The following is a 13,883-nucleotide window of genomic DNA, read 5'->3' on the forward strand; positions in this document are numbered from 1 at the left end:
CGTCCAGCCTATGTTCTGTCGTCCCCCACATCATCTGTTCTCACGGACGCAGCAAGATAGCACAACAGTTGATCAAGGTACTGGCGCTGGTGTTCGCGCAGCTTATTCTCCGGTCTCTGGACGGCGGTATAACGCTGATGGCTATATCCTGTAGCCCCAACAGACGGTCTGCCGCCCCGCACCGCCATTCCCCCCTGGCCGCTGGGGCGGTAGCCAGAGCGCAGGCCCTGGAGCGCAGCGGAAGGGCCCAGCGAGGGCGAGCCCCAGCAGGCCGCGCCTTCGTCCTTTATCTCGCCGGGAGCGCCAGCGGACGGCAAAATCAAAAATGGAAGGCCAGGGGGGACGGCGGGGGGCGGACAAAATGGACAGCGAAGGGATGGCGGGCATAAAGGCAACCTCGATTTAAACACCTCCTTAGCCAGACCGGGAGCTGGCCGAACGGAGGGCGAGGGAGCGCAAAAAGCGTGACAGGACGGAGCGCAGCCCCTGGAGCGCAGCGGAAGGGGCAAGCGTAGGACTGGCGCGCCTTTTTGCCGACTAAGCCCGCAGTGAGACCTTTTTACCTACCAGGGCTTTATATTCATGCGTATAATTATATTATCCCGCCAGAACCTCCACTGCCGCCTATTCTACAGCCTCATCATGCCGTGTAAACCCTATCCTTACCCGTGGTTCCTGTGGAGAGCTTAACAACTGTTTCAGATATTCAAAAACAAGCTCTATCTGCTCATCATGACCGGATACACGCTTTTCCATCTGTTCAAGTTTTAATAATATATCCTTATGCGTTAGTATCATTTCCCGCATCCGGGTAAAGATGCGAACGATTTGGATATTTACGGCGATGGCTCTGTCGCTGTTCAACACACTGGCCAGCATTACAGCGCCATGCTCGGTAAAGACATACGGCAGGTTTGCGGAGAACTTCAGGCTTTTAAGGTGGTCGCATTTTGCGACCACCTCCTCCTTTTCCTCTGTGGTCAACTGGAACATAAAGTCCTCCGGGAAGCGTTTAAGATTACGTTTTACCTGCTCATTCAGCCGCTTTGTAGGAACACTATACAGCTCCGCAAGATCTTTATCAACCATCACCCTTTTGCCTCTGATAAGCAGTATTTTGCTCATAATAGATTCGTCCGGTAACATTACCTCCTTGTCTGTTTTACTCATTACTAGTAACTTTTATGTTTAAAATAGATTTATTTACAACGGATGGAACCTGTTTACAGCTTCCTGTAACCCTTCCAGCACATTCTGTTTATATGCCTCCGTAGAACTTACATATTTATGCCCTGCCAGATGCTGCACCTTTCTAAGATCATGCTGTTTCAGCCACTGTGTGATAACACTGGTCCTTATCTGATCAAGGTTCTTTATCCTACCGTTGATCTGCCGTAGCTGCTTTAACAGCGTTTGAGTAACACCATAAAAATTATGACCGCCGTCCCACTGTACAAAAAGCTGATCCGTGATTACTCCTTCCGGTAAAAGCTGTTTTCTCACTTCATGCAGGTAGTCCATTATCTCATACACCTGGAAGCTCTCTAAGGTCATATTCCTGGCCGCAGTTCTTCGTTTGGCATGTATCATGATCTTGCCTTCCCGCAACTGTAGATCAGATATTTTTAGCGCCGCCACTTCCTCCACACGCAAGCCCTGATACACCAGCAGGCTTAATATAACCCGGTTGCGCCTTCTGGATAAAATATTCATTTCCTGCGGTGGAAGCATCTTTCCGGGTTCATGCCTGATATTTGTAGTGTAATGCTGATAAAGTTCTTCCAACTGTGGAATACTTAAAATATCATAATAAGCACGGCGCTTAATACCCTGTACCTTAATACTACTGACAGGATTTTCTTTGATCATGCCTTCACTGATCAGCCACTCATAATATTTACGTACATGCGTTAGATACCCGGATACAGTTCTCTGTGATGCGCCACCTCTACTGCTCCACTTCATAAAGTCCAGCATATCACTGTAGCTTATATTTTCCAGCTCCGGTATATTCTCCTTATCTGCCCACTGGCGTAGGTAATTAACTGCCCGGATAACCGTTTCAATGGTAGCAGTACTGTAACGCTTTATAACCAGGTATTCCCGGAACTTACTATAATCAGGTAGCATGTATATGGGGATTTTGCTGTTCTAAGAAGTGGGTGTATATCTGTGTGCTTTCAAGGCTGGTATGACCTAAAAAGTCTTTGATACGTTCCAGTGTCATACCATTTTGCAGCAAGTGCGTAGCAATGCTGTGCCGCAGCGTATGCAGGTGTACATCTTTTAACTGTAACTCCAGGTTACCAGATAAAGCGATCAGTAATTTCAGCCGCACCAACAATGCCTGGCCACCTAGCCGCCTGCCGCTATAAGTAACAAAAAGCGCATCCTGTTTCCCTGTAATAAAGTAAGGACGGGCATCATACAGGTATTGTTCCAGGTATTTAATACCCTGCTTTGTAACCGGAACAAAACGTTCACGGTAGCCTTTTCCCTTACGAACATGCAGCAGGGAGCTATGGAAGTGGATATCACCGGTATCAAGATGATAACCCTCGTTCCTTCTTAACCCGCAGCCATAGAACACTGCCAGCATTGCCCGGTCACGCTTCTGCATCGTTTCATAAAACTGGGCGCCTTTATCATGTTTACGGGATTCATAGGGCTGGTAAGTAGTTTCAAAAAGCAGCCTGATTTCTTCCTGTGTTAATACATCGGTGATAACACCTTCACTACTTTCAGTACGTATATCGAGCCTGGGAAGCAGCAGCCTGCCGCTCTGACGTAGATAGTCGCTGAACTTCTGTAATGCCTGTAAATGTTTGTTCAGATAGCTATTACTCAACCCTCCACCACGGCGCTGATTAGATCGGCCTTTCAGTTTATAATAATGATCTTTGAACAGGTGTATATCCAGCTGATGTAAACCTGCATAGCCTTTACTCTCCGCATAGTAAAGCAGCTCCTGTATATGATTAGGTAACTGATAAACGGTTTGTTCATTATAGCCCAGCGTTCCTAACCACTGCCCGTAACTTTGGACAATATAACGGTAGGCTTCACTTTTTAAGTCAAGCTGTTTCATGATACAATAAGTTTTTGTGTGCGGTATGTATACTCCGTATAACGTGAGCCGTTAGGCTAACTGCTTCTTTTTCTTGCGTTTATCCGGCTCACTTATCTGATGGGCTGGTGCTGAACCATTGAGCCCTTCCGTTACCTCATCCAGTACGGTAATGATATGTTGCTGTAATTGCTGGTATTCTTCATAGCTCAATACTTCATAATGATATGCCTTTGTGTAGCGGCTTTCCACCTGCCGTATATACCCCACTTGCAGCAGGGCTGCATGGTGTCGCTTTACCGTACTTAGTGGGATACGCATCATAGTACGGATGCCGCTATTGGTAAAAGTCTTTTCACCATTGGCTTCCAGGCAGACTTTAAGCTGTTCAAAATAATGACGGGTAGCACCGCTCAACTCATCACTTTTACGCAGCAATATGCCTTTCATCAGCTCATTAGCCTCTCTTATATCATCTATGCTAGTGGTAATATAGCGTTCGCCCGTAGCTTCATCTGTCTGTATATCCCGCTGGTACTGCTTATAAAAGGTAATCACTTCTATAAAGGCCAGGTAATGCGCATTGGTTCGGCGCTGTTTAAAAACCTCTTTCGGTATCTTTAACAGCTCTGCATAAGGATTACGGACAGTAACAGGCTTTAATATACGTTGCACATTCTGTAACAACTGGCGGGCCTGTTGTTCGGCAGCGCTATTTACCTTACCTGCACTTAGTTTCCGCTGATAGTCCATGATCCTTTCATCCTGTTCGATGCTTTCATCCAGGTATAACAGGAAGCAGCGGTTAGCATTATCTTCATACAGGCTCTCATGAGTGGTACAACCAGCAATACTAACAGGGCCATGTACTTTCAGGTGGATAGTTCTAGTATTGCCGTTACGGTCCTTGATGGTAACGGTTTTACTGATACGCTGTTTACTTTGCAGCTCCCGCAAGGGATACAGGGCTGACCAGATACCGTCCAGATCTTCTATCAATATCAGTTTATGACCCAGCTCTCCTTTATCAAAATAATAAAAAGCGTTCTCTGTTAAAGCGGTGATCTCGATCTTATCTTCATCAGGCATCAGGCCTCCGATCTTTTCCTGTAGGTGGCTTTTACCGGTGCCACTGCTGCCGAAGCTGATCACATGCAGCGGGCGGATAGTTTTGCGGCTGGTAAAGATCAGGTACATAATTAACCGGTTCAGTTCTTCACCTACCATACCACTGCTGCCGATCATTTCGTTGGTACGTTCCAGTAAGCCTGGCTGTTGTAAAAACGCCATAGCCTGCTGCTGTTCGGCTTCCGTAAGCACTTTCAGTGACTTTACCTGTTCCTGCTTCCGGGCTTCTATTTGTTGTAAACGGTAACCTTCCAACTGATCTGTGATTTCTCCCAGCGCCTGTACTACTGGGCTGCTACCGACTTCCAGCCGGTCGGCTATCAACCTGGATAGCTTTTCCACCTGATGATGATTATAAAGATCAAGATTCTGGCGGATGGCAAGATTTGCAATATCAGGATGATCAAGATAGTGGTTGAACTTACGGTTTAATACTTCCACCTTCAACGTGACCCGCATCCGGTCTAAACCATCCAACCGGATACCACCCAGGATAGTAAACCCCAGTTCCTCTGTTTGGTAACTGATTGCCTCCGGGTTACTGGTATTGATTTGTGGCTTGGTTATAGTCATGAGAAAAAAACTTTAAAGATTTATTTTCTGACTTATCATTCACAAATCCAAAACATCCATCTTAAATAAACAAACAATATCAGTGTTGTTTATGATTCATCATTCACTTATTTTTGAAAAAATCATACTTTTTCAAGCAGTTTTAATACTTATCATTATGGTTTTAGGGGAGAATATGATGCTTACACGCAAGAAGAAAGGGTTGTCACAAGCGGATTTGGGGCGCATGATCGGCACTTCTGGTGATGTGATCGGCAGGTATGAACGCGGTGATATAACTCCGTCTATCGATGTTGTATCTAAAATATCGGATGCCCTGGAAGTGTCTATTGATTACCTGATTGGTAAAACCAAAATGGAACTGGATAAACAGGCGCTTAAACGCCTGGAAGATATTTCCATGCTACCGGAAGAAAATAAAAAATTTATCCTTAATCTCATTGATATGGCGCTTAGGGATTTTAAAGTTAAGAAGGCACATAACTCTTAGAAACAGAAAATCCGCAGACAATGCCTGCGGATTTTCTGTTTCTAAGACTATTATTTACTTTATAAGAGTTTGGATTTCGCTATAAAGATCTCTTATCTCCTGATCCTTCTCTTCATATTTATCTTTAACCTTGCCCCCATTTTGAAGCCAGCTAACAATAGCATTATTACGAAGAATTATTTTATCGACGGTAGTACTATCTGTTTTTACATCTTTAGATATATTAATTGGTTCACTATAAAAGGTTGTAGTCCCAATATAAAAAACCGGATGCCCATTTCGAAGGTAAAGTACATATACACTTTTTCCTGTTTCGCCATAAAACGTAATATTCATTTGCAATGTATCCTTTCCTGATAGATAAAGTATAGCTTCTCCTCCCTCAGAAGACCCTTCAAGACTTTTATTGACTTTCCTTAATGTCTTCCTTTGATTATCAATGCTGTCTTTATAAGAAAGAATGGTATTGCTATACGCAGTATCTACTTCAGAAGATATGTTATTGGCAATAACTTCTTTCTTCTTAAAAGTATCAGACAATAATGTATCTCTATTTGCTGTCTCCTGTTTAAGTCCATTGCTGGCAGATGGATTGCCACAACCCATTGCCAAAATTGCAATTATTGTTATTAATCTTAACATCGCTTTTATTAATTACTTAAATTGATATAAGGACCACTTCTATTACCTGCATTATACTGCTTTCGTAACTCCTTTAAGGTATTACCAAACATATTTTCAAAATGGGGTTTATCTTTAAACGTTTTCCAATCTCCACCCCAATCCAGACCATTTTTACTGCCTACATCTTTCAATTGAGACCAGTTAAGGTCGTACGTTAATTTCTGATCTTTTCCTTCTCCCACTACTCCTGCAATATCAAATGCCAATCCATAATTATGATTACTCTCTCCACCTTTAGCGTTTGTAACCTTTCCTCCTGGCTCTGTCCTGCCTTTAGCATACAAGCCATCCTGTTCTTCAAAAGTTCTCAGCCCTTGAGCCATTATAATTTTCACGTCAGAAACAGCATTTGCGTCTTTCATAAAATCAGTTGCCTTCCATCTAATTGCAGGGTGAAGACTTGCTATTTTTTGATCCGTACCCTTATCTCCGGTTTTAAAAACATCTGCCGTTTGACCTACATAGGTTATAGTTGTCTGTGCAGGCGCTCCGGATACAGATTGATCTACACTAGTAGTAGGCTTATTATTAACAACATACACTCGATTATCATCTATTCCATCATTTCCTAAATAATTATGTTGCGTGTCATAATAGTCCCCATCCAACTCACCATCGGGATCAGTTTTTAAAAGAGGATTATTTTGAACAAAATTATATGGAGACAACCACTCTCGTTTATCAGCTTTGGGATCAATCGTTCCCCATCTTCCTATCTGCGCGTCATACATCCTCGCTCCATAATCGTAAAGCTCCAACCCACTACCATCCGCGAACTCTCTGTTCTGCAACTCCTTCCCATTATACTTTAACCTATTTTCCGAGTAATTCGACCCTTTGAGCGCATTCGAAGATATCCCACTCATGGTGAGCCCAAACGGATAATAATGCGTTTCCTCCACTACTGGTCCGCCATTATGTGCCACCATCAAATTATCAAAGAACACTTCCTGTGTACTTTCATTGCTGGTATAAACATACAAAAATCCACTCTTTTTTATCACCATCCTATCCTGGGAAAGAGTCTGCAGCTGGTCTGGCTCTGCCTTTACCTGCTTCACACCACTATTATCCTCCACCATTTTGAAACGGTCATCAAACAATACATAGTTGAGGTAAGCCTTTGGTTTACCAGGTTGCGGACCTGGTTCCTTTTCCTTTAAACGATGATAGTCACCATTATAGAAGTTCGTATTGAAAGGTGTACGAGCGATAGGCGAAGAATTCCCATGATTAGCCTCTGCTGGTACCGTTCCTCCAAAAGCCGCGATAAGATCAGCAACCATATTTTCAACCGGTGCTACGGGATTATTTTGATTTACCGGGCCGGTGGATTTATAGAATGCTTTGGTACTGAGCTGAACAGTATCACCAGCCATCACCCTTAAAACAATGGAAGGGCCTATCTTTTTACCGGAGCTTGTAGCTGTCAACCTGGATACTGATTCATTCTTGCCAGCACTTCCGTCAGCTGGATAACCAACTGGTTTGTTACTCCGAGTATTATCGATATTACTGAACAGGATGTTTTCACTAGCCGACCTGGAGGTCTCCATAGTAGCGGCATACAGTGTATGACTTGTTTGTTCAGTAAGCACCAGTCTGGTACTCCCAAGATGATCTTTCACAAAATAATCATATACAAACTCAGGTGTTTGCCCAGATTGGTAAACGGGCCTTATCCTACCCTCTTCATGCGCCACCGACTGTAGTGTATCGTTCAGATACAGAAAGTCTCCAAGATAATCAAAAGTAGTTATTCTGGAAGGAGTAACAGAATTATCTGTTACGATCTTCCTTACTTTGTTACCACCTGCACTGTACTCAAAACGAATATTCCCTTTGCTAGTTGTAACTAATTCAGGAAGATTAAGATGGTTGTAACTAATGGTGGTAATTTGTTTGTTTTCATCCCGAGTAAGGTTACCAACACCATCATAGCTATAATCATCACCATCAACAGGTCCATTAGTAAAATCGCCCAAACCAGTATTGACTTTTACACCATCGTACACTGATTTCAGTTGATTACTATTATCGTAATATCGATAAACCAACCGATCCACATCATCAGGGGAATTATTGAGAAGTCCACGTTGGTTCATACTCAACAAATTACCATTAGCATCGTATGAAATATTACTTACTGTAAAATCTACCTGGTTGTTTAGCCAATTGCCGCCCGCATTCTGGGAGAAAGCAGCCCCAGTTAAACGATTGGTTGAATCATAGATAAACCCATATGCACGCTGAGTTGTATCATTCCACCCCTTCCAACGTATCCCAGCGACATTACCATTAAAGGCCGCGCTGGTAAAACCATTGTCATAGTTTAATTCCTGACCAAAGTGAGAACCACCTGATCCACCTTTCAGATATTCCTTGCTAATATTTCGCAGCCAGCCACGCAGATTGTACTCATATGTTTGTTTTTCCAGTGGGGATGCAGTCCCCTTAATACCCAATTCCTTTGCTGCAAGTCGCCCCATTTCGTTATATGTATTATTAACAACTGTACGCTTTAGTGCCGGGTTATCATTTAACTGTTTATTGATCATCCTCAGCCTGCCTTGCGCATCATAAATCATCGACGTCAGTATAGTTGTCTGTGGAGTGAGGCCACTACGATTATTTTTATGCCGGTGATAGGTACTTAATACCTTCCCATTGAAATTATATTGAGTCGTAAGAACATCGATACCACCAGCTATGTTATCTGTTACTACCTGACTTACTCTTCCTTTGTTGTTATAATAGATAGTAGAGGTCAACCAGGTATCCGTACCTAATATACGTGTGCGGGTTCCTGTTACCATCCCTCCCGTTTGATTTCCGACAGTCACCGGCTCAGCATAAGGATTACCCCCATCATCCAGTTTCCCAAAGTCTGAGCTGAGATAATCTTGTTTTCCGGAGAAGCTGTAATCGTCGTAGAAAGTAAAAGTCAGTGGTGTCAGTGTATTACTATTAAAAATATCTGGTAATGCATTGCTGACAGTAATATTCGCTGAACCACCGTTTAATGAAGGATTGATTCTGATATCTACTCCAGTATCAGAACCAGTATCGAAACCAGATTCCAGTGATACAGACTTGGTTGCTTCATAAATACTTCGATCGTGCTTAGCTGTGACCAAATCTGCAGTACCGGGGAAAGTATAACTGCTGGTTCCACTATTGTTAACAACTCCGTTCATCTGTAGCTGCAATATTTCACGGGAAGCATTGCTATTGTACAAGGCTGTCTCCACTGGCCGGTTCAACTGATCATAAAAAGTAACATGCCATAGATGTTGCGCTCGCTGGCTACTATCTCGTGTAAACACCTGCCGGTCCCGCAGATCATATACCATCTCCACCAATCCCGCACCAGGCATTTTTTTTGTCACCATCCTGTTCCGGCCATCATAAGTATATTGAAAACAAAGCCCATTTGCAACCGGGATTACGTTCCAGGTCGATGTTATTTTTTCTACCCCCAATGGAGGGATAACAAAACGGAGATTATTAAAGTCATCATAAATATAGTAAGTACACAGCCAACCCATATGCGCTGTATTCGAAGCTGATGATACGCGTACTTTCTTTAATACCAAAAGGCCAGACTTATTCTTGTATTCTACCACTTGATTATCATTTTCATCCGTGGCAACATCCTTCAATAACTGTCCCTCATCAAAAATTCTATTGCTAACTGGAATACCGCCAAGGGCCGGAATACTCCAAATACGTACCGAATCACTGAGAGTATTGATCAGGTACTGGTGAGTCACCGGATGGTTACCTCCTGTAAAAGCCCAGCTGTTACCAGGACTATATGTTTTCAATATCCTGTTCAGAGGAGAAGCTTCGAATTCAGTCTGACCGTAGAATATCGTTTCATTTTTAGCGCCGGGATTATAAGCTTCATTCTGATAAAACTGTTGCTGTTGGCTGAAAGGGGATAATTTAAACTTACCGTCACTGGCTGGATGCATGTACGGAAGGTATTGGTACTGCTCACGACCAAAAGGATCATATATTACAGGTACCACAATATCATTACCGGAAGCGCTCATTCCTTTTGCAACAGTTTGTAACGGTCGTCCTAGTCCATCAAAATACCGGGTAGTTTGTTTTACTTCCGCTACTGTGCGACTACTGGCAGCTACCACTGCTGAATCTGTCGTCGGCATAGCAGGCTCCCAGGTACGAATATAATTTATGGTCGGATTTGTATAAGCATAAGGTAAAACTCTCGGGGATGCAGTTGGAAGGCCGGAACCTCCCGGTTGTTGTGCCTCTGCTTCTTTCCACGGGGTTAACAATAAGCCTATCAGCAAAGCCGGATAAAAGCTTTTAAAGCAGCATTTATTTTTTTTTCTCATAGGTCCTCTTTGTTGGATAAAAAATCAACAGGAAAAAATTATTGATTCACAGGTTTCTGATATTGATAATCATTCTGCTTCAATATTTTTCCGTCCATATCCCTGATTATCTTTAGTCTACCATAAGTATCATATTCATAAATTGTAATTTTACTGGAAAGATCACATTCCGAAGTCATGCCAACTAATGGCTGATAGGTAAAAGTTGTCATCTGCGCACCCTCCGGATACAAACGGACTTCATCAATCAATCCGTTGCCACCTATATCAGTCTGGTTTACATTTTGAATTTTATGCTCATGATAAGTCCAACCATTTAGCGTTCGTCCCTCCTTGTGTGAAACTTCCCCGCTTACAGTATACTTTCCATTCCGACTCCAATAAGAAACTATGTATGAAGTGGAAGGTGTTAATCCTACCTTGGTCATATACATCAGCATTCCAGCGCCAGCTCCCAGTTCATAGCACTTCTTACCAGTAGGGGATGATGCCTCTGTCTGTCCGCTGCCCGGAAAGCCCCAACCTCCACCTCCATCAGCTTCAAAGGAAGTAAATGCAACATCCACCGACTTCGCATTATAAACTCTGGCAATAGGATATTTACTCTTATAATCCCATATATAACTAACAGGGTAATCATTTTCCTTTCTGACTTCTTTCACATTGCCTTTTTCATCATATGATTCAAACAAAATCACAGGTTTATACCGACTATCCGCTGTCAAAATGTTATTCGTTGCTCCTAAAGGCACAAAATCAGTTATTCTTCCTGCCTCTTCTGTTCTCAATATTTTATCCGGTACAGGCTGAAACGGCTTATATGTCGTATACACAGCTGATAGTAGGCGTTTGTTACTGCCACTTTTGTCCAGCCTATATTTTCGCTGTTCAACTACAGGAGTTAATATGTTTTTGCTTTTTAAAAGCAACAGCGGTCTATTTATTTCATTATTCGGATTAAGTCCTGACAAGTCGGTTGGATAAGTGTATTCTTCGAGGTCAATGTCCAACCCGTTGTCTGTTTTGACTGATTTTACTCGATAATTATCATTGTATTCATATGTAGTAAGTTTGCTCAAAGACCGGTTATTTTCATCAAATTCAGTCTCCTTTTTTTGTGTCAAATAACGTTTGCCTGTTGTAATAATATATTCACCTTTTTTGAAAAAAGAGAGTAGATAATAATAGTGTAAATCATTTTTAAGCGGGTGATAAGTGCCATTATTTGCAAACGGTATAACTTTAAGACCTTTATAAATATTAGAAAAAATCGACCTATAACTAAACGAGTCAACTTTTATTCTTCTATACTGATCCTGACCATATTGGTCTTTATACCACACATAACTACTCTTTTCGGACAACAATGGCTTATTCCAAAATTTATAATAGTTTGTATACTTTGGATAATCAGTTCCATATTGCATTCGTTTTAGACACTCATCCACCTTTAATACAGGAAAATCGAAAGAACCAGCTCTGTAAAATGTGTCAAGCTCATATTTATAGACAGTTTTACCATTTTTTCCAAGACTGTAGTATTCGTATTCCGCCACTTCAGGATATACAACAAAACTGGACAGGTTAGCAGTTGCACTTACATCTCCCACTATTGATTTAGAATAATTAAGAACTCTACGGGGATAATCAGGCTGCAGCCAAATCGGATCCTGCATAAAATCCACCTCTTCATTTACAAAGTAGTTTTTATCCAAATCCAATATAGCTTGTCCATAACCACTTTCACCTTCTCCATAAACATAGTCTCGGACGAGTGTTGAATTATTTATCAGATCCTCACTTTCGATTCTCTGTATTCTAAGCCCCCCTCCAGCTTTACGTTGGCGAAAACCATCCTGATATAAATTGGATTCATACCGATATGATACACGTCCTCCTGTAGGATATGTAATTGATTTTAAAGAAAAAATATCACGTGTACCATTATAAGTAGTTCTATCCGAAAAATCACCTGATAAATAGCCCGCAGTTTGCTTCGTCGGATACCTATCAGCCCCCGGCTCATCGACGACGTCTATATCGTCACTCTTAAATTCTTTATGGAATTCGTTTAACCCATTAACAGAAGTGATGTAGTACCCCCATTGATCTGCAATATAGATATCACCTGGATATACTTGTTTCTCATAGTAATCAAATTTATATACTTCAACTGTACTTCTCTTACTATCGGCAATTTTTATAGAATCAAGAAAATTATGCACCCCATTAAAAGAATAATAAAAATCAACTGCCTTAATTAAGGAATTATCATCTGCGAATATTTCAAGCTTCGATAGGGTCATCCCATCTTTGTGAGTCATTTTTACACTTTCATAGTTGCTTTTAATTTCCTGTATTAAAAAAGATCTATAATGCTTAAAAGTAGCATAACTTCTACTACTGCCGGATAAAACACGACCAGCAGCGCAAAAAGGAGCTTCGAATAATGCTAGCGAAGAACCAGTATACATACCAACATCAACCCCTATATATTTAAAATTCAGTTCATCCCCCAAAGCTGTAACCATTTTGGTCATCGCCCATGCATTCGCCAATAGTCCGTTATGTTTAGAACTTGATTCAAATACGTTGGTATCTGCTGCTACTCGTTCTCCAAAAAGATATATGTTACCCTGATCATCTGTAATATCAAATTTTTTGAATCCATTCAATATCCCGCTCTGGCTCGTACCACTCTCATAATTAAACATGGTGTTTGTTAACTCCATGGGTTTTATGATCTTGTTTTTCCGATCTGGTATAATGAATGCGCCGCTCTCCGTTGGAAGTGAATAATTAAAATAGTCATACTCTCCATCTATTCGATTCAGTCCATTAGCGGGAGTTGGTATCCCTGTAAAATCCTTATCTACAAACCGGGATAAGTACTGATCTCGTTTAGGTGCCCGTACTTTATTCTCTTCATTCAAAAGGTCATAATAGTTCATACTATCCAGCACATAACCAGGCATCTCATACCAATCATCTGGCTGTCCATAGATCGTTCTGCTTACACGAAAACTAGGGTTCAAGACCCAACCCAAACCAACCTCTCCACTATTCTGCTGGAATTTGATTCCAGAAGCGTGATAACTCAAGCTAATAGGAATTTTCATTCCTTTTAATTCAATAGTATAAAGTGGGATGGAAATTTCCGGCAAACCATTATACATCGAAACATTGTAATTAATATATTTTTCAACCTCTTGGGTCAGAGGCGAAGGAGGGATCAATTGAGGAACTGCATTCTGACTATAACTCTGGATAAACAAACAAATAACAAGGGTTATCCATAAAGAGAAAAATTTCATAATATAGGCTATATTTTACTTTATTACGTGCTAAATTTGGCAATAGGATTCGGGCTATTTCTTTTTGCAAGATAGGATTTGTATCTCAGAAAATATATTTCTGACACATAAATACCACCTTTACACAAAAAAGGATTCATCAAAAAGTGAATTAAGCTCATGAGAACTGCTTACCGATATTTCAAAGGGATATGCCAGGAATTCTCCATTATCACACAGGTTTGCATCAGTATACAGTGTCCATCCATAACGAATCGTTT

General features: G+C 41.5%; 8 protein-coding genes. 1 reads left to right on the forward strand and 7 read right to left on the reverse strand.

What is annotated here, in order from left to right; all coding sequences use genetic code 11:
- Positions 1 to 624 precede the first annotated feature (624 nt).
- Genes DF182_RS02055 through DF182_RS02070 form a run of 4 tightly spaced genes read right to left on the reverse strand, consistent with a single transcriptional unit; the run spans position 625 to position 4,768 of the window.
- Positions 625 to 1,170 (reverse strand): ORF6N domain-containing protein, encoded by a 546-nt coding sequence (locus DF182_RS02055; RefSeq protein WP_211327025.1) that lies wholly within the window; start codon positions 1,168 to 1,170, stop codon positions 625 to 627.
- 33 nt (positions 1,171 to 1,203) lie between these two features.
- Positions 1,204 to 2,130 (reverse strand): tyrosine-type recombinase/integrase, encoded by a 927-nt coding sequence (locus tag DF182_RS02060; RefSeq protein WP_113614024.1) that lies wholly within the window; start codon positions 2,128 to 2,130, stop codon positions 1,204 to 1,206.
- Positions 2,120 to 3,088, reverse strand: coding sequence for a tyrosine-type recombinase/integrase (locus tag DF182_RS02065; RefSeq protein ID WP_113614025.1), 969 nt, complete (start codon positions 3,086 to 3,088; stop codon positions 2,120 to 2,122). Before DF182_RS02065 ends, DF182_RS02060 begins: the two co-directional genes overlap by 11 nt.
- Positions 3,089 to 3,139: 51 nt before the next feature.
- Positions 3,140 to 4,768, reverse strand: coding sequence for a hypothetical protein (locus DF182_RS02070; RefSeq protein WP_211327026.1), 1,629 nt, complete (start codon positions 4,766 to 4,768; stop codon positions 3,140 to 3,142).
- A 91-nt stretch (positions 4,769 to 4,859) separates the two neighbouring features.
- Between DF182_RS02070 and DF182_RS02075 the strand changes: the two genes are divergently transcribed.
- The gene (locus DF182_RS02075) at positions 4,860 to 5,258 is read left to right on the forward strand and encodes a helix-turn-helix domain-containing protein (protein ID WP_211327027.1); all 399 of its coding nucleotides are present in this window, start codon (positions 4,860 to 4,862) and stop codon (positions 5,256 to 5,258) included.
- A 54-nt stretch (positions 5,259 to 5,312) separates the two neighbouring features.
- Here DF182_RS02075 and DF182_RS02080 read toward each other — a convergent pair whose 3' ends face one another.
- Genes DF182_RS02080 through DF182_RS02090 form a run of 3 tightly spaced genes read right to left on the reverse strand, consistent with a single transcriptional unit; the run spans position 5,313 to position 13,623 of the window.
- Positions 5,313 to 5,900, reverse strand: coding sequence for a hypothetical protein (locus DF182_RS02080; RefSeq protein ID WP_113614026.1), 588 nt, complete (start codon positions 5,898 to 5,900; stop codon positions 5,313 to 5,315).
- A gap of 8 nt (positions 5,901 to 5,908) precedes the next feature.
- Entirely contained in the window at positions 5,909 to 10,309 is a 4,401-nt protein-coding gene (locus DF182_RS02085) for a DUF6443 domain-containing protein (protein WP_113614027.1), read from the reverse strand.
- Between the two features lie 38 nt (positions 10,310 to 10,347).
- Positions 10,348 to 13,623, reverse strand: coding sequence for a hypothetical protein (locus DF182_RS02090; protein ID WP_113614028.1), 3,276 nt, complete (start codon positions 13,621 to 13,623; stop codon positions 10,348 to 10,350).
- Positions 13,624 to 13,883: the final 260 nt, after the last annotated feature.

The organism is Chitinophaga flava, from assembly GCF_003308995.1.
GTDB classification, from domain to species: Bacteria; Bacteroidota; Bacteroidia; order Chitinophagales; family Chitinophagaceae; genus Chitinophaga; species Chitinophaga flava.